Origin of the sequence: Vibrio sp. McD22-P3 (assembly GCF_021568915.1) — a bacterium.
Lineage (GTDB): Bacteria > Pseudomonadota > Gammaproteobacteria > Enterobacterales > Vibrionaceae > Vibrio > Vibrio mediterranei.
The window spans coordinates 56063-74779 of the sequence record NZ_JAKGTN010000019.1 but is presented as its reverse complement, the minus strand read 5'-3'; the positions used below and the strand labels follow the sequence as shown (position 1 = coordinate 74779).

At 44.2% G+C, this 18717-nt stretch carries 14 protein-coding genes; 7 read left to right on the top strand and 7 right to left on the bottom strand.

Going from position 1 to position 18717, the window contains the following annotated elements:
* Positions 1-94 precede the first annotated feature (94 nt).
* Positions 95-970, top strand: coding sequence for an MlaA family lipoprotein (locus tag L2W36_RS20495; RefSeq protein WP_236111379.1), 876 nt, complete (start codon positions 95-97; stop codon positions 968-970).
* A 72-nt stretch (positions 971-1042) separates the two neighbouring features.
* Here L2W36_RS20495 and L2W36_RS20490 read toward each other — a convergent pair whose 3' ends face one another.
* The 4 genes from L2W36_RS20490 to L2W36_RS20475 all read right to left on the bottom strand — a co-directional run bounded on the left by L2W36_RS20490 (position 1043) and on the right by L2W36_RS20475 (position 5374).
* The gene (locus tag L2W36_RS20490; protein ID WP_236111377.1) at positions 1043-2332 is read right to left on the bottom strand and encodes an outer membrane protein transport protein; all 1290 of its coding nucleotides are present in this window, start codon (positions 2330-2332) and stop codon (positions 1043-1045) included.
* A gap of 292 nt (positions 2333-2624) precedes the next feature.
* Complete coding sequence (locus L2W36_RS20485; protein ID WP_236111375.1) at positions 2625-3896, bottom strand: outer membrane protein transport protein; 1272 nt, start codon at positions 3894-3896, stop codon at positions 2625-2627.
* Positions 3897-4158: 262 nt separating this feature from the next.
* A complete protein-coding gene (locus tag L2W36_RS20480) occupies positions 4159-4875 on the bottom strand; it encodes a DUF3379 domain-containing protein (RefSeq protein WP_006070000.1) in 717 nt (238 codons plus the stop codon).
* Complete coding sequence (locus L2W36_RS20475; RefSeq protein WP_006070001.1) at positions 4868-5374, bottom strand: sigma-70 family RNA polymerase sigma factor; 507 nt, start codon at positions 5372-5374, stop codon at positions 4868-4870. The genes L2W36_RS20480 and L2W36_RS20475 overlap by 8 nt, the downstream gene beginning before the upstream one ends.
* 523 nt (positions 5375-5897) lie before the next feature.
* On the opposite strand from L2W36_RS20475, the gene fadI reads away from it, so the two are divergent.
* Both fadI and fadJ read left to right on the top strand, forming a co-directional pair.
* A complete protein-coding gene (fadI, locus tag L2W36_RS20470) occupies positions 5898-7220 on the top strand; it encodes an acetyl-CoA C-acyltransferase FadI (protein ID WP_268980793.1) in 1323 nt (440 codons plus the stop codon).
* The gene (gene fadJ, locus L2W36_RS20465) at positions 7220-9337 is read left to right on the top strand and encodes a fatty acid oxidation complex subunit alpha FadJ (RefSeq protein WP_198558119.1); all 2118 of its coding nucleotides are present in this window, start codon (positions 7220-7222) and stop codon (positions 9335-9337) included. The genes fadI and fadJ overlap by 1 nt, the downstream gene beginning before the upstream one ends.
* A gap of 39 nt (positions 9338-9376) precedes the next feature.
* Here the strand turns inward: fadJ and L2W36_RS20460 are convergent, their stop codons facing one another.
* On the bottom strand, positions 9377-12160 hold the full coding sequence (locus tag L2W36_RS20460; RefSeq protein ID WP_236111373.1) for an insulinase family protein: 2784 nt from the start codon (positions 12158-12160) through the stop codon (positions 9377-9379).
* Positions 12161-12453: 293 nt separating this feature from the next.
* On the opposite strand from L2W36_RS20460, the gene sixA reads away from it, so the two are divergent.
* Positions 12454-12918: a phosphohistidine phosphatase SixA gene (gene sixA / locus L2W36_RS20455; RefSeq protein WP_236111371.1), complete on the top strand. Its 465-nt coding sequence runs from the start codon at positions 12454-12456 to the stop codon at positions 12916-12918.
* Positions 12919-12922: 4 nt separating this feature from the next.
* Here the strand turns inward: sixA and smrB are convergent, their stop codons facing one another.
* Positions 12923-13453, bottom strand: a complete 531-nt coding sequence (gene smrB / locus L2W36_RS20450; protein ID WP_031493271.1) for an endonuclease SmrB — start codon at positions 13451-13453, stop codon at positions 12923-12925.
* A gap of 62 nt (positions 13454-13515) precedes the next feature.
* Here smrB and prmB point away from each other — a divergent pair, with 62 nt between their 5' ends.
* From prmB to fusA, 3 genes are all read left to right on the top strand, one after another.
* Positions 13516-14448, top strand: coding sequence for a 50S ribosomal protein L3 N(5)-glutamine methyltransferase (gene prmB / locus L2W36_RS20445; protein WP_006070007.1), 933 nt, complete (start codon positions 13516-13518; stop codon positions 14446-14448).
* A 158-nt stretch (positions 14449-14606) separates the two neighbouring features.
* Positions 14607-15692 carry a chorismate synthase gene (aroC, locus tag L2W36_RS20440; RefSeq protein ID WP_006070008.1) on the top strand — a complete coding sequence of 362 codons (1086 nt, stop codon included), beginning with the start codon at positions 14607-14609 and terminating at the stop codon, positions 15690-15692.
* A gap of 272 nt (positions 15693-15964) precedes the next feature.
* Positions 15965-17980 (top strand): elongation factor G, encoded by a 2016-nt coding sequence (gene fusA / locus L2W36_RS20435; RefSeq protein ID WP_006070009.1) that lies wholly within the window; start codon positions 15965-15967, stop codon positions 17978-17980.
* Between the two features lie 98 nt (positions 17981-18078).
* Here fusA and L2W36_RS20430 read toward each other — a convergent pair whose 3' ends face one another.
* Positions 18079-18549 (bottom strand): hypothetical protein, encoded by a 471-nt coding sequence (locus L2W36_RS20430; protein WP_006070010.1) that lies wholly within the window; start codon positions 18547-18549, stop codon positions 18079-18081.
* Positions 18550-18717: the final 168 nt, after the last annotated feature.

Sequence of the window (18717 nt, the reverse complement as noted above, 5' to 3'; positions counted from 1 at the left end):
ATAACAACAATCTAGAGCTTAATTCCTAATTATCAAAGCATTAGGACAAAAAAATACGAAACTGCTCAGATTGTCATGGCTTATGGATGAGGTTATGCAGTCAGCATCAACCGGCAAAAAGATCACTCTTTTTGCCGTTTTTGTTTCTTGCGTATTTCTGTTTGGTTGTTCTTCATCTCCTGAAGATACCCAACCGATAGAAAGCCAAGAGGCAACTTCGACTTTGGATTCTAGCTCAAGTGACTCCAGCGATCTGCAAGTCGAGAACAGTGAACTACAACCTGACAGTGATACGACTCAGGTTGGAACCGAAGTCTATGATCCCTTCGAAAGCTTTAACCGAGCAATGTGGGCGGTTAATTATGACTATTTAGATCCCTATTTTGTGCGTCCCGTCTCTCTCGCTTACGTCAACTACACGCCTGATCCAGTCAGACTAGGGGTACGTAACTTCCTAGCTAACCTTGATGAACCATTTAGTGCTGTGAACAATGCTGTTATGGGTAATGGTGGTAAGGCGCTGGATCACTTCAATCGATTTTGGATAAACAGTACCTTAGGCTTATTAGGCTTTATTGATATCGCATCTGCGGCCGGTATTGAAAAGCGAGATAAGAAAGAGTTCGGTGATGCGATTGGGCATTATGGAGTCGGTACGGGCCCATATTTTATGATACCGGGTTATGGACCGATTACTTTACGTGAAGGTGCAGATGTCGTAGATGGATTATATCCACCAATATCTTTCTTGAACTTCTGGGCTAGCTTTGGCAAGTGGGCCTTAGAAGGAATGGAAAAACGCGCGCTAGTCGTCCCTCAAGAAGCAACACTCGAACAGTCACCAGATCCTTATTCGCTTACTCGGGATATTTATATCCAACGTCAGAACTACAAAGCAGAAGTAGTGGATGATGAAGTGGATGCGGAGGAAGAAGCTTATATTGATGACTACTTGGAGGATTTTGAGTAGCTCGAGAAGGAACTTTGTAAAGAGATCCTCATTATGAATACTAGAGGATCTCTTAGTTAGCCTTAGAGACTATTAGAAACGATAGTTCGCTTGTACGCCTACAATCCAAACATCACCTGAGATTTCACCAGTGAAATCACCGAATTTAGCTGCTTCATCATCAGATTTATCACGTGGTTCATTGATAGAGGCTTTACGAGCCATAATATAAGTTAAACCGCCATCAAGTGTGAACTGCTTAGTAAATGCGTAACTGGCACCAGCACTTAACCAAGTACGGTCTGTTTCTGGAATCGTAGTAGTGCGATATTTATCATCAACAGCTGACATATCGTAAGCTACACCACCGCGCAAAGTAAGCTTTTGATTCAACACGTAAGTTGTACCAATGGCGAAACGATAGCTATCTTTCCAGTTTTCTTCTTTAATATGGCTACTTGTACCATCAACAAACTCTGCATGAAGTTCTTTAAAGCTGCTCCATTGTGTCCAGTTGATGCTTGAATGTAATGCCCATTGTTTAGTAAGTTGATGGAAACTTGATAGTTCTGCGGTAGCTGGTAGTGCTACGCTCAGCTTGCCATCTTTTTTACCCATGAAGCCAAACCCAACCCCTTCACCATGCCCTTCGAAGTCCATCATTACTTCAGACTTGTAAGCAAAGCCGATACGGTTCATGTCGTTGATTTGCCAAGTGGCACCCAATACATAGCCCCAAGACGAGTCTGTACCTTCTACATACTTCAGGTAATCACCTTTTGATACAGGGATACTCGTCGTCTTACTAACTGGAATCGCAGCATCAAATGGTGCAGTTGCGCCAATTTTCCCTTCACCAGTAACGTAGCGAATACCGCCACCGAAGCTAAATTGGTCGTTAAGTTTATAAGCTAAGCTGGCGACCGCTTCCACGGTCATGATCTTTGCTTCGTTACCATATTGAGTGGCTTTGAAGTCACTACCTAGATCGGTCTCCATACCGTAATTAGAGCCCAATGCAAAACCAGTCGAGAACTTATCGTTGATCTGATGAGAGATATATAAGTTTGGGACTGGTGCACTATGAGCGATGTCGTTAGCCTCAGTGTAGCCTGCTGTAGAGGACGTTCCTTTAACATCTATGTTAGGTTCAACGTAAAGTACGCCACCAGATACCTGAGTACCCTCTAGATAAGTCAACATCGCTGGGTTACGCCATTGTGCGCTTGCATTGTCAGCCATTGCTGCCTCACCTGCAAATGCACGCCCTAGACCAGTCGCTGAATATTCTGCTAGTTGAAAACCTGCCGCTGAGACCTGTGAAGAGGATAGCAGCCCCAAAACCACTGCAAGAGATAGGGGAGTTCGTTTTGAAATCGTCATTGTTGTTCGCTCAAAGTATTTCCATTCAGAGCGGTGATTCTATTTTTAGAGTAAATGCTTTAAAACTAATTTATTACAAATACATCATTTTTGAATTTAAATATCGTAGAACTAAATTTTTATGGGTCAATAATCTAGATGTTATGGTGATGTTTCAAAAATTCAGCTTACACCTGTATACAAAAATCAAGAAAAGGTATGACCAGTTGTATGCTGAAAGTGTGGGGTAGAGGTAGGGGGAGATAGAAAAAAGGGTCGGAAAACCGACCCTTAAAAAGTTTAGCTATTTAGCTTAGAAGCTGTAGCTGTATTGGATACCTGCTAACCATGCGTTAGCATGTGTAGTTGCGGTTAACATTGTACCTTTAGTTGGGTCCAGCGTTTCTTCAACTTTAACATCTTTACCCATCAAGTACGTTAGGCCAAAATCAACAGTGTGGTGTTTCTTAAAGTTGTAACCAAAACCAGCTGATAACCACTGGCGGTCAGAGTCTGGAACTGAGATCGAGGTTAACTGGTCTTGCGCGGCTGTATCATACATATAACCCGCTCTCAAAGTCCACTCGTCATTCAGGTAGTAAGTACCACCAATAGCTGCATGGTAGCCATCTTTCCATTCGTAATTTTTGATTGGAACACCACCGTCAGTCTCTAGTGTGTCAAATACACTCCAACCAATCCACTGTAAGCTATAGTGGACTGCGAACTTGGTATCTTCAATTCTGTGGTACCCAGAAAACTCAGCCATACTCGGTAGAGATAGCTTTAGCTTTTGCCCATCGATTAAGTTGGCACCAGGAGTCAATGTCGGGTTGTAATACATATCACCCGAAGCTTTGATTTCTGGACTATAGTGATAAGCAAAACCAAAGCGGTTGTTTTCGTTATACTCAAAAACCGTACCTAGATTGAAACCTACTCCAACGCCATCTGCTTCAATATCAAGTGCTTTAACGCCAGGAGCTGCTGAGCGAATGAGTTTTCCGCTTCCCTGAACAATATCAATACCGCCACCAACGCTCCACTGTTCATTGATTCGGTATGCTGCATTCAAAGTGTAATTAATACTTGAAATTTCGGTAGTACCACCGAAGATACTAGCATTAGGTACTCCTTGAGAAAGATCGCCGCTATTGCCACCCCAGCTATCATCAAAGTTATTATTAGTTCCGAAGTTTGAGTATATGCCTGCACCTAAAGCCCATTTGTCATTGAGTCGGTGGATATAATAGATGTTAGGCACTGGTGTGCCGCTGCTATTATTTGCATCTTGCACAGGTGCGCCAGTAAAGTAGTTAACGTCCTTAACATCAATACTAGTCTTAATATAATTCACACCACCAGAAAACTGGTGCGAATCAAACAACGTCATCGCTGCCGCGTTACGCGCCATTACCGAAGCGTTATCCGCAATTACAGCATCACCCGCAAAAGCACGGCCTAGACCTGTTGCTGATTGAGAGTTAAGTTGGAAACCTGCTGCTGCTGCATGTTGAGAGGCGAAAGTGAGTGACGAGACTGCCACTGCTAATAGTGTTTTTTTATACAGACGCGAAGTAGTCATTTAGTATACATCCTTTTTTGTAATCGCCTCTTTGGGCGTTAGTGAAAATTGAGTTAATGCTCAATTTCGGGGCTGATCCTAATCGCTAGTATAGGCAATAGAAATCTGACCAGTAACTAAAATCGCGTAAAAAGTATATAAATGATGACTATTTGGCAGGAAATGCATCGAAAAAGGTTATTTCTAGAGTTGATACTCTAAAAATAACAATATCAATAAAAAAAGAGCCCTATCCGGAAATAGGGCTCTTTTATCTATAAAATTAAGCAGGGTTAAGGATTTTCTTAATGTTTTCGCCGATTTTACTAAAGTCTTCACCTTCTTCACCAACAAGGATGAAACTGGCATCGCCAATCGGTTCGACCATTCCCGCCATTCCATCTTTATCGAAAGACTTAGTTTGTTCGCTCGCGATGCCTGTTAAGAACAGGGTCACTTTGCCTTTTTCACCTTGAAATACCATGTGCATTGCATTGGACTCACCAAAACCGCAGTGATTCAAATAATAAACATGGTAAGGAAAGCTCTGGCCGATCTGATAAGCAAATGGCAGCAATTTAGCATTAATTTGAGCTTTAGAGACGTTTTCATCAAGTGGCTCAATAAAGCCCATTTCTTCATGAACATGTTTCATAGCTGTATCAGATAACGAAGCTTGTGCCGGTGAAACAACCACATTTCCCCAATTAACTTGGCCTACTAGTAAACCAAAGGCAAAAGCGATAGACGCTGCTAATGAAAGCGCGCGCTTACCGAATTTCACTTTGACCACGTTGCTTTCTGGTTGGTTAAATAAGATCCGGTCAGCTAAATCATCGGGAACATCGACTTTCATCGCTTGTTCGATTCGAGCGTCCAATGACAAAATATCGTCCATATATTTCGCATTGTTTTCGCTTTGTTGGATCGCTTCCAATAACTCAGCATCTTTCGCCTTCGGATCGGACATAATACGACGACGGAATTCTAACTCATCCATTGTGTTGCCCCCTAGGTGAATCCGCAGACTCCAACATTTCCTTGAGCTGATTGCGTGCTCTAAATAATCGAGTCATTACAGTGTTTTTGTTAAGGTCGAGGATAGAGCCGATTTCTTCACCACTAAAGCCACCAACGACTTGTAGAAAGAGCGGTTCTCGATACTCGACATCGAGTTTCATAATTTGTGCTTGAAGCCATTCCTGCTGATGGTGCGGATCATCAGAAACCTTTGCATCATTGCCATAATCATCGATATCGACGAGATCAAACTGCTTACGTTCAAAACGTCGAGCATTCTCTCTACGTAGAATCGTGATAAGCCATGACTTCGCGGCTTTTTCATCTTGGAGGCTATCCAGAGACTTCCAAGCACGCAAGCAGGTTTCTTGAACAAGATCTTCAGCGACGGGCTTATCTTTACACAACCAATAAGCGTATCGATAAAGATCTCTATGATAAGCACGAACCAATGCTTCGTATTTTCTTTGTTTGTCCATATTCGAGTTGACCGGACTACTCGAAGATTTCTTTCCAAACTTTTTTATAAATGACACAGGAGCCCCCGTTTTTGCTCTGTGATTCGTGTTTTTTTCCCTGGATTTACAGCAAAGTCACTCAAAATTGATCTAGTTCAAAATTAAGACCTGAGGAGCGGTTATATTAACCCTTGTCATCTCGTTGGTCTTTCGGGACTAACATGTTGAGCAAGATGACACTTCCTTTTGAAGGCTGACTTTACTTTCTCCTAATCAGGAAACTGATTATTTTCAATTGGCGCAAGTTAATTGCTTTATAGATTCCAACCACACAATTTACTGTGTGGTTTTTTTTTGCTCGTAGAATCTATCTTCTTGTTTTCACTATTCCTATTGTCGCTTAGCTTGCGTCATTCTCATATTCCATTTTGGTCGACCATATCACGTTATTCAATAAATCCATCAAGTTTTATTAAACGACTGTTTTAAATTCTTAACATCTTCGTTACAATGCTGTGGTCAGACCTCTTAGGAAGGAGAAATTATGAGCAGTAAGGAAGTGGGGAAAATCGATCTCACCACCCGTTACGGCGAACGTATCGCTGTAGTTGCAGGCTTGCGAACACCTTTTGCGCGCCAAAGCACCGAATTTAGCCAAGTACCCGCTGTTGACCTAGGAAAGATGGTCGTTGCTGAAATGATGGCACGTACCGATATCGACCCTAAGTTAATCGACCAAGTGGTATTTGGTCAGGTTGTTCAGATGCCAGAAGCCCCAAACATTGCGCGAGAAATTGTACTTGGCACTGGTATGAACATTCATACTGACGCTTATAGTGTGACAAGAGCTTGTGCGACAAGTTTCCAAGCCGCTGCCAATGTTTGCGAAAGTATTATGGCTGGCACCATTGATGTTGGGATTGCTGGTGGCGCCGATTCATCTTCTGTTTTACCTATTGGGGTTTCTAAAAAACTGGCGGCGAACCTACTTGCTTTGAGTAAAACCAAAACAGTCGGCCAAAAACTTAGCATTCTTAAGAAGTTGTCGTTCAAGGACCTTATGCCTGTGCCACCTGCGGTCGCTGAGTATTCGACTGGTTTATCTATGGGACAAACGGCTGAGCAAATGGCGAAATCTCATGGAATTACTCGCCTTGAACAAGATGAATTAGCACATCGCTCTCACTCCCTTGCGTCGCAGGCTTGGAAAGAAGGCAAAGTGCGTGATGAGGTAATGACGGCCTTTCCTGAACCATATAAAAAGAGCCTAGAGCAAGACAACAACATCCGTCATGACTCAGAGCTTGCTAGCTATAGTAAGCTTCGTCCAGCATTCGATCGCCAATATGGCACCGTAACTGCGGCTAACAGTACGCCGCTGACCGATGGCGCTGCAGCGATTATGTTGATGCGTGAAGGTCGAGCTAAAGAGCTGGGTTTAGAAATCAAAGGCTATATCCGCTCTTATGCGTTCTCTGCTATTGGCGTTCGTGAAGATATGCTGATGGGGCCATCTTATGCGACACCTATGGCGCTAGATCGCGCTGGAATCTCGCTATCAGATTTGACTCTTATCGACATGCATGAAGCCTTCGCTGCCCAAGCACTTTCTAACGTCAAGATGTTTGCAAGTGAGTCATTTGCTAAAGAGAAGCTTGGCCGTTCGAGTGCAATTGGTGAAATCGATATGGAGAAATTCAACGTACTTGGTGGTTCACTTGCCTATGGCCACCCATTCGCAGCCACTGGTGCACGAATGATTACGCAAACACTGAACGAGCTTAAGCGTCGCGGTGGTGGATTAGCGCTTAACACCGCTTGTGCGGCTGGTGGTTTAGGTGCGGCAATGATTCTGGAGGTAGAATAATGAGCGAGCATAAAGCCTTTCATCTTAATGTTGATGAGCAGAACATTGCATGGCTTGGAATAGATGTTCCAGGTGAGAAAATGAATACCCTTCAAGCTGCGTTTGCCGATGAAATGGCACAAGTTTTTTCTGAGCTTGAAGAGAAAAAATCGGCACTTAAAGGGTTGATTGTCCACTCGTTAAAATCGGATAACTTTATTGCCGGAGCAGATGTCAGAATGCTTGATGCATGTACATCTGCAGAAGAAGCACAAGCGTTAGCTGCAAAAGGGCAAGAGATGTTTCAGCAGCTTTCCGATCTCCCATTCCCTGTTGTTGCTGCGATTCACGGTCCTTGCTTGGGCGGTGGTCTAGAACTCGCACTTGCTTGTGATTATCGTGTATGTAGTGATGCGGATATTACTAAGCTAGGACTACCAGAAGTTCAGCTTGGTTTGCTTCCTGGCTCAGGTGGCACACAGCGACTACCGAGACTTATTGGGCTACTGCCTTCTCTTGACCTTATTCTTACGGGTAAGCAACTTCGCGCCAAAAAGGCGAAAAAACTTGGTGTCGTCGATGCGAGTGTGCCACACACTATTTTGTTGGACGTGGCGAAAGATTTCTTAGGTAAGGGCAAAAAGCGCAAAGCGAAAAAGCTCACCAAGAAAGAAGTGTTGATGTCAGGTACCGGTCTTGGTCGTAAAGTTATCTTTGACCAAGCAGCGAAGAAGACCAACGAAAAAACACGCGGTAACTATCCTGCGGCCGATGCCATTTTAGATGTAATTCGCTATGGTCTCGAAAAAGGCATGAAGAAAGGGCTGGAGAATGAAGCTAAACGCTTTGGCGAATTAGTGATGACTTCAGAATCTAAAGCGTTACGTTCTATTTTCTTCGCTACCACAGAGATGAAGAAAGAATTTGGTAGTGACGCGCAGCCTAAAGCCGTCGACAACGCTGTGGTACTTGGTGGTGGCTTAATGGGGGCGGGTATTACTCACGTCACCGTATGCAAAGCGAAAGTGCCAGTTCGCATTAAAGATGTCGCTAATGAAGGCATTGTGAATGCGCTTAATTACAACTTTAAGTTGTTAGAGAAAAAGCGTAAGCGTCGCATTATCTCTAAAGCGGATCTACAAGCGCAAATGTTGCAAATGGCCGGCGGCACAGACTTTACCGGTTTTGCCAAGGCCGATGTTGTGGTCGAAGCGGTATTTGAAGATCTATCGTTGAAACAACAGATGGTGAATGACGTCGAGAGCAACGCTAAACCAGAAACCATTTTTGCTACCAATACGTCATCCATTCCTATCGCGCAGATTGCTGAAAAAGCGGAACGTCCAGAAAATGTGGTTGGTCTGCATTACTTTAGTCCAGCCGATAAAATGCCGTTGGTGGAAGTGATTCCGCATGAAGGTACATCGGATGAAACTATCGCGACTATGGTTAAGTTTGCCAGAAAGCAGGGTAAAACACCGATTGTTGTTAAAGACCAAGCAGGCTTCTACGTAAACCGTATTCTAGCGCCTTACATGAATGAAGCGGCAAACGTTCTACTATCAAACGAGCCAATTGAAGCACTTGATAACGCTTTGTTGGACTTTGGTTTCCCTGTGGGTCCTATCACACTGTTAGATGAAGTAGGTGTTGATATTGGCGCCAAGATCATGCCAATTCTAGTCGCTGAACTAGGCGAGCGATTCCAAGGTCCGGATGTTTTCGACAAACTATTAAACGATGGTCGTAAAGGCAGAAAAACAGGTAAAGGTTTCTATACCTATAAAGGTAAGAAGAAGTCAGTGGACAGTTCGGTGTACAGCGTTCTTGGCCTGAAACCTGAAGCTAAGATGTCTGAGAAAGATATCGCTATTCGCTGCGCTTTACCTATGTTGAACGAAGCAGTGCGCTGCTTGGACGAAGGCATTATTCGCAGTCCACGTGATGGTGACATTGGTGCGATCTTCGGTATTGGTTTCCCACCATTCTTAGGTGGTCCTTTCCGCTATATGGATACGATTGGAATTAAGAAAGTCGTTGAGTTGATGAACCAGCACGCTGAGAAATACGGTGACCGCTTTGCGCCATGCGACGGCTTGTTAACTCGAGCTGGACTTGACGAAACCTTCTATAAATAAGCGTTAAAAAAGAAAACCCCTCAAATGAGGGGTTTTTTATTATCCTAAATCCGTATCCTTCGGCCTTAATTGAAACTCTTCAATTGAGCCTATCTCGAAACCTAGGTCCAAGCGTGGCGCGTTAATATGCGCCTTACCTTGGCTGTGCATGATCAGTCGATTGGCGGTTCTGGGTTTTAGCTCATTCACAACAAAGCGAATCATATCCGCCCTTGTAAGTGATTTAAGTTCAGCTAGCACCTTCTCTCGTTGGTTGAACTCTGTGTCTTTGTTGCCAATAGCAATCCACAGTCGCTGAGCTCGTCCTCGTAAAGTTGTATCAGGGGTAGAGATTTGATTCCAAAGACCTTTCTTACTGCTGTGCCACTGGTAATCATTAAGTTCTAGTAACACCATATAGAAGGCGTTGAGAAACTCGTCGATTGAGCGAATCAAATCGTTGGGCGCCGCATTTGGCGATTGGACATACAATACAATACCAGGGTGGCGGTTAAGCGGCATATTACCAGTGCCAACCATATAGCCTAGCTGCTGCTTGGTACGAATCTCATGGAAGAAGGTGGCGGACATCAGGTGGTTCGCCAACGAATACAGCGCAATGCTTCTTGGTTCAATATCTTCACACTGATAGTAAACCACGATGGCAGAGTCATCTTGGTCGCAAAACACTTCTTTTTGGAAACTGCCATTCTCCCCAAGCATGACCAAAGGACGTAGGCTTTCTTCGTATTTTTGATTATTCAGTCTAAGGGCATCTTTCAAAGTAGTGGCGATATCGAGTGCACCTTGACGATGCCAGTCACCATAGACAAACATCTCAATATGCAGCTCGGACAAAATAGACTGAACGAAGTTTGGTAGCTCGTCGACTTCGATAGACTCAAGTGCTTCGATTAGCACCGGATAAGGCGGGTTGTTTGGTTGCAATATCCCTGTCATCGCATTGAATAACTGTGAAATAGGACGATCTTTGGCCGTATTGCGCCAGCTTCTCAATAGTTGAGATTTGATGCTTTCGAACCGGGCAGGATTGAACTCTCTAGACGCGAATCGCTTAAGAATCATTTCCAGTAGTTGAGGCTGTTTCTTACTGAATCCTGAGATGGACAGCGTGACACCACCCTGGTGTGCATACATGTCATATCCAAGACCAGCCACTTCAGCGGGGTAAGTTTCTTCAGACAATGAGTCGAGGAACATTTCAACACATAAGCGAGTCTTGACAATGTTCTTGGGTGAATTGACAGAGTGAGGACTATCGATAGCAATAAACACTACGCCTTTTGGGACGTTGAATTTATCGTCTTGTAGGTGCCACAGCCTAAAGCCGTCAAGGTCTTCAATTAGCTCAGGGTGCTCACCATTGGACTCAACAGGGTAGGTCTTTAAATCGTAGTTAATAAATGGGTTTTTCTCTGGCAATCCAAATGGAAGGTCAGAAAACGCAGGCAACTGATTAAAGAATGCTAACTGTTCGTCAGTAAAACGCGTTACTGAATAGGGTGTAAAATACCACTTCGCTTGTTGGTCGTAATGTTGCTCTTTAGCGACCAAGGTTGCTTTCAAATTGCCTGTGGTGAGATAGGAACCATATTGCTTCAATAGCTCTTCATCATAACCAGACATTTTATAGTCGCCGTAGACAATATCCTCTGGCAAATAGTTTTGCATGTTCATTACAAGGTGGCTAACGAGATCAAATGGGCGAGCAGGTTCTTGAAATTGGAACGCTGATTCGGTAACAGCCCTTTTTTCATCGTAGCGCCACTCATCCATGCCGTCAGACTTTATTAGCGCGGTAAACTGGAAAACGGCTTGGATGATCTCATCAACATGCTCTAAGCCAACAGGTGTCAAAGAGACGCTGACACTGAATTCGCGAAAGTTACTGCCCGACGCTCCACCACCAGCAGATAGCGAGGTAATCCACCCTTTGTTTTTAAGATAAAGCATTAAGCTGCCTTGACCTTCGTAGCCGAGTAAGTTGGCGAAGTATGACATTGGCTTTTGGTGATAATGCTGATTCGTGGCAGGTAATGGGAAAGAGAGAATCAGCTTGCGGATCTCTTTAATAGGTTCTACTTGAATTAGAACTTCGGTATGTTCTTTCGTCGTAAAAGGGACATCAACTACTTTTCCGTGTAATTGATTATTGCCCACATCGCTAAACTTGCCGGCAGCCCATTGCTCTAGCTCATCAAGTTCATGAGGACCTATGAGTGCTAATGTCATAAGGTCAGCAGAGTATTGTTCTTTATGAAAACGAACAATTTCTTCGCGAATACTTTGCCCATTTCGATCACTCAGCGTGTCGATATTTCCGACGGAAAATTTCGAAAATGGGTGAGCTTGGTTAATGGTCTCTTTTTGGACCTGATACAAACGTCGTCCATCTTCATTCAGCTTTAGTTTGTACTCTGAATCTACCGCTTGACGTTCTTTATCGAGCGCTTCCTCATTAAAAAGAGGGGCAGAAAAAAACTGGCTGAAACGGTCGAGACCTTTTTCAAAGGCGTTTGGATAAATATCGAAGAAAAAGCACGAGTGCTCAGTGCCTGTCCACGCATTATTTGAGCCACCATGTTGGCTAATAAAAGACTGGAATTCACCAACTTTGGGGTATTTGTCTGTGCCGAGAAACAGCATATGCTCCAAGTAATGAGCGAGCCCTTCACGATCATCAGGATCGTCAAAATGACCGACATTAACGGCCAGAGCGGCAGCCGATTTTTGAGCCTGCATATCTTGAATAAGCAGTACTCTTAGCTCATTGTTGAGAGTAAGGTAGCGATAGGAGCGACTATCATTAGGACTTAGATGCACTTATCTTCTCCAGATTAAGCGGAAGCTTGGACAGCTCAACCAAGCACCTGGCAACAAAAGCAATGTCTCACTATTGGTACTAACAGGGTTTACCAATACTTAAGTAAAATAATTATGACGTTAAATAAGAGACACGCAAAAACAAAGTTACAAATATTTTTAGACTACTTATTAAATTGTTAAGAAAGTCGAAGCCTTTAGCAAGTGAATTGATATAATTAATTTTTTTAAATAAGTATAGCTCTGTATCGATGGAACGATGAAGTTAACCATCAGTAGAAACAGGTAAATATATGAAAGTTTTTATAATGCGCCATGGCGAGGCTGTCCATTACGCACCTAGCGACGAAGAGCGAGCTCTGACATCTCACGGCAAAGAATGCTCGGTAATCGTTGCGAGAGCTTGCAAACAGCAAGGTTACTCGGAGTTTGACAAAGTGCTGGTCAGCCCATACCTGAGAGCACAACAAACTTGGGCTGCAATTAGTAGCGAGTTTAGTAGTAACGACGTGGTGACCTCTGACGATATTACGCCTTATGGTCAAGCGGAAGACGTGGTTGAGTATGTGTCAGCTATTGCTGAGTTAGAAAATCTAGAGTCAGTTTTGCTGGTATCGCACTTGCCGTTGGTTGGTTACCTAACTGCCGAATTTGTCGGTGATATCAGTGCACCAATGTTTCCAACATCAGGCTTAGTGTGTATTGAGTATGATGTGGAGAGAAGGCAGGGCGAAGTGCTCTGGCACATTCACCCTTAGGACGTTACTTTTCTGGTATTGAAAGCAATACCAACAGAGCACCATCACCACCAAACTCGAGTGGTGCTTGGTGAAACGCCATTACGTCTGGATGCTGCGCCAACCAAAGAGGCGCTTTTTGTTTCAGAATGTGCTTGCCGATGCCATGCATAACGCAAGCACAATGAATGTTCTCTTTCACGCAATGAGCAATCATTGCGCCTAATTCACGTTTTGCTTCTTGTTGTGTCATGCCGTGCATGTCTAAGAAAACATCAGGCACATAGACACCACGACGTAACCTCTTTACTTCATACGTAGACACATCATCGCGAGCATAGCGCGTTGGTCCTTCATCGCTTAAGTGCGGAACAAACTCATCCGAGAAGTAAAACTCTGCGTCTTTCGCTTCTCTATTGGTTCTTTTCGCTTCTTTTTGTTTCTTATTTCGGTTTGGCTGCTGGACTATGGTATCCTGTCGCAACTTTTTTACGCCTTGTACTGCGTCCCGGAATAGACCGAAATCATCATCGGTATTGTCGTCTTTCTGGCTCATTAATGGGAACAACTCATTAAATTAGGTTATTAGCAGTATTGTAGCGCTTTTTGGAGGCAATTTTGGATAAGATTTTTGTGGAAGAAGCCGTTTCTGAGCTTCACACATTACAAGATTTGATTCGTTGGACGGTCAGTCGCTTCAACGCAGCGGGTCTTTTTTACGGCCACGGCACTGACAATGCTTGGGATGAAGCGGTTCAGCTGATTCTGCCAACGCTGTACTTACCTATCGATGTGCCACCGCATGTTTTGAACTCTCGCTTAACAAGTAGTGAGCGTCTTCGCGTTGTTGAGCGTGTTATTAAGCGTATCAATGATCGCACTCCAACAGCTTACTTGACTAACAAAGCGTGGTTCTGTGGTTTAGAGTTCTTCGTTGATGAGCGCGTATTAGTGCCGCGTTCTCCAATTGGCGAATTAATTGAGGCGCAGTTCCAGCCATGGTTAAGTGAAGAGCCAGTACGCATCATGGACCTTTGCACTGGCAGTGGCTGTATTGCGATTGCATGTGCACATGCTTTCCCTGATGCCGAAGTAGACGCGATTGATATCTCCACCGATGCATTGGAAGTTGCAGAACAAAACGTTCAAGACCACGGCCTCGAGCAGCAAGTGTTCCCAATTCGCTCTGATTTGTTCCGCGATCTGCCAAAAGAGAAATACAACCTGATTGTCTCAAATCCACCATATGTGGATGAAGAAGATATGAATTCTTTACCAGAAGAGTTTACTCATGAGCCGGAGCTTGGTCTTGCGGCAGGGACCGATGGATTGAAATTGGTGCGTCGTATTCTTTCTAATGCACCAGACTACTTAACTGATAACGGCATTCTTATTTGTGAAGTGGGTAACTCTATGGTTCACATGATGGAACAGTACCCTCATATTCCATTTACTTGGATTGAGTTCGAGAACGGCGGTCACGGCGTATTTATGCTGACGCGAGAGCAGCTTGTTGCCCACGCTGAGGAATTTGCAATCTATAAAGATTGATCGTTAACGAGATGACTGAAGACGCCGCAATGAGAATTGCGGCGTTTTTTTGTTTGGGGGTTTACAACGTCTGCCTTTGTCGTCACTATGAAATCACGAAGAACAGACAGGCATTGAACAAGCTCGGATATAGCTTGTTCTGACAGACAGAGGAAGTAATGGCAGGAAATAGCATCGGACAACATTTTCGTGTAACAACATTTGGAGAAAGTCACGGTATTGCATTGGGTTGTATCGTTGATGGTTGTCCTCCAGGGTTAGAAATTACCGAAGCCGATCTGCAAGTAGACTTAGATCGTCGCCGCCCAGGTACCTCAAAGTACACCACTCAGAGACGTGAACCTGATGAAGTAAAAATCCTCTCTGGGGTATTTGAAGGTCAAACAACGGGTACATCAATTGGCCTGCTGATTGAAAATACCGATCAGCGTTCTAAAGATTATTCAGAAATTAAAGATAAATTCCGTCCCGGTCATGCCGACTATACCTATCACCAAAAATACGGGGTACGTGATTACCGAGGTGGTGGTCGTTCATCAGCTCGTGAAACCGCAATGCGTGTTGCGGCTGGTGCAATTGCAAAGAAATATCTTAAACAAGAATTCGGTGTAGAAATTCGTGCTTACTTATCACAAATGGGCGATGTGTCTATCGATAAGGTCGATTGGAATGAAATCGAAAACAACGCGTTCTTCTGCCCTGACGTGGACAAAGTCGAAGCATTTGATCAGCTGATTCGTGACCTAAAAAAACAGGGTGATTCCATTGGCGCTAAGCTGCAAGTAGTAGCAACCAATGTACCAGTTGGCCTTGGGGAGCCTATCTTTGATCGTCTTGATGCCGATATCGCTCATGCATTGATGAGCATTAATGCCGTTAAAGGTGTCGAGATTGGCGATGGCTTTGATGTGGTAAACCAAAAAGGCAGCGAACATCGTGACCCTTTAACGCCTGAAGGCTTTTCAAGCAACCACGCTGGGGGTATTTTAGGTGGTATTTCTACCGGGCAAGATATCGTTGCGAATATTGCTCTAAAACCAACATCAAGTATTACCGTTCCGGGAGACACAATTACTCGAACTGGTGAGCCAACTCAGCTAATTACCAAAGGTCGCCACGATCCTTGCGTGGGCATTCGTGCTGTGCCAATCGCGGAAGCGATGCTAGCGATTGTTCTCCTTGATCACTTACTGCGTCATCGTGGTCAAAACCACGGTGTAACGACAGAAACACCGGTTATTTAGCTCGAATAAGCAACAGACTTGAAGCCTCGCAGTAACGCTGCGAGGCTTTTTTTGTACCTCATCACGTCTTGGACAATAAATGCTCAAAATTAGTAATGATATGAAATTAGTCACAATAATTTTAGGGGTATAGGGTCACACTAGAACTTCATCGAGAAAAGGAGTGCATTTATTGGACAGAAGGATCCGAAAAATGACTTGGAAGACGAGCTGGCGGGAAACCGCCGACTCGATGCAACTGTGCTTGTTTCCAATCATTTTAGGAGTCCATTATGTCTCAACATGAAATCAGAAATATTGCCTTTGTCGGTCAAACAGGAACCGGTAAAACCAGCCTAATTGAACGCCTGCTTTTTGAGTCCCATTCCAGCCAACATCTTGGTCATGTGGAAGATGGTGACACCATCACTGATTTTGATGACCAATCCATACACTACCAGCATAGTGTTGAAGCAACTCCCGTTACGCTCTCTTGGCAAAAACACCAAATGAATATTATCGATACTCCAGGACAAGCTGAGCTGCTTGGCCGCACTTTGAGTATCTTTCCTGCTGTTGAAACGACGGCATTGATTCTTGATGCCAGTTTACCAATTAACCAAGTGTCAGAACGCCTTTTCAAATTTGCTCAAGAGCAGAAAAAATGCCAAATGATCGTGGTGAACAAGATTGACCAACATACCGATAAATTGGTGGCACTCTTAGAAGACATTGAGCAACGTTTTGGCGCTCAATGTTTGCCAATAAACTTACCTTCCGATAAGCCCGCAGAGGTCATAGACTGTTACTTCGAACCTAATCCAGAGCAAGCGACCTTGTTTAGCGGAGTTGAAGATGCCCATGAACTGCTCATCGATCAAGTAGTGGAGGTTGATGAAGCCTTGATGGAGCTATACCTAGAACAAGGCTCAGAATTAACACCAGAACAGCTTCATGATCCATTTGAGGAAGCCTTGCGCACTGGGCATGTAATACCAGTATGTTTCGTATCGTCCGATACGGGGGCAGGTTGTGATCTTCTGCTTCGTACATTGGCAGAAATTATGCCAATGCCTGATGAAGGTAACCCGCCTTTATTAGAGAAAAATGGCAAACGAGTATCAATTGACTGCGATAAACGTGACCACACGGTCGCGCATGTCTACAAAATAAATGTAGACCCATACATGGGCAAACTTGCTTATGTCCGAGTTTTCCAAGGGGAGCTCACAACAGGTAGCCAGTTGTTTGTTGGAGATAGCAGCAAGGCATTCAAAGTGGGCCATTTGTATAATCTGCAAGGTAAAAAACGACAAGAAATTAGCAGTGCTAAAGCCGGCGATTTATGTGTACTTGTTAAGGTGGATGATCTGGAGTTTGATTCGGTCATTCATGACTCCCATGATGAAGATGGAGTGGCGTTCAAAACACTAAACTTCCCTGAATCCATGTATAGCTTAGCCCTGCGCCCCAAAAAACGTGGTGATGAGCAGAAGCTTTCTGATGTTTTGGCTAAGATTGCCGCAGAAGATCCGACACTGAAAATTGAGCATCGCACTCGTACCAATGAAACAGTCTTGAGTGGACAGGGTGAATTCCACCTCAAAATTGCGCTCGAAAAAATGCTTAAAGTGTTTAAGTTGGACGTTGAAACCAGTCAGCCAAGCGTTGAATATTTCGAGACCATAACTAAGCCAGCAGAAGCGCAATATCGTCACAAGAAACAAAGTGGCGGAGCTGGGCAGTTTGGAGAGGTTCAGCTAAAAGTAAAACCGCTAGCAAGAGGCGCAGGATTTAAGTTTGTCAATAAAGTGGTAGGTGGTGCCATTCCAACGGCATTAATCCCTGCTGTGGAGAAAGGCATTCAACAGGCCCTTGAAGAAGGGGCTATTTCCGGTAACCCAATTCGTGATATTGAAGTGACGGTTTTTGATGGCAAATACCATTCAGTAGATTCAAAAGAAATTGCCTTTGTTATCGCAGGTAAGAAAGCCTTTTTGCAAGCGGTTGAAGAGGCAGGTCCAATAGTACTGGAGCCGATTGTGGATTTAACACTTGAGATACCGACTGCGTCAGTAGGTGATGTATCTGGCGACTTGTCCGGCAATCGTGGATTGATTGTTGGCAGCGAACAGGGGGCGTTTGGTAGTACGTTACTGGAAGCCAAGTCGCCAATTAACGAACTACAAGATTACTCGAGACGCCTCAAAGCACTGACGGGTGGCGAAGGGCGATTTAGTATGACGCTTAGCCACTATGAACCGGCACCGCCAACGATACAAAAGAAAGTATGTGAAGGCGCTGATTGATTCTGATATTTCCTAAACGATGAAAAAAAGCCCCGCACCTCGAATGAGGTTGCAGGGGCTTCCAACCGACGTTGTTGTTATTCTTCAAACGCTATAAGTTAGGATCTGTCACTCTCTTGTTGTGATTCTAGTTTAGTTGTAGTTTGGTCATTTTCCGAATCCGTGGCTTGTTCTTGCTGCTCCATCTCTGCGATTTGCTGCTCAAGTTCTTTAATTCGAATTTCTGCTTCAAGCTCGGCAACACGTTTTTCTGATTCGCTGCGCGTATCTTTGTCCAAGCTTTCGGCAAGGATCTCAGTACGCTCGGTTTCTCTCGCTTCTGCGGTATCTTTCATAGAGCCCGATACGCCACCGGCAACCGCACCCATAGTGCCTGCTTTTACTGCGACTTCAGGGCTACCAGTTAAAGCACCTGCTGTGACGCCAATAAGCGCACCACCAATAGCACCACGATTACGCGCTGCATTTCGATTCTCTTCCTCGCCATCCGTAGCCTTATTAGACGCGCATCCCGTTGCGAATATAGCCATAACGATCGCGAGTGCTTTTAAAGAATTAGACTTAAACATAGTTGAGTACCTATTGTGCGGCCACGAGCAAACGTTGCTGCGCAGCTAACGTTTAATGTTGGTTGCTTTGGATGAGTCTTACTATAAAAGCAGAAGAGAGTAGGAGCGATAGAGCGGAGAAGATAGCTGATATTTACTTTGTAAATATCAGCTAAGAGAAAAAATGGT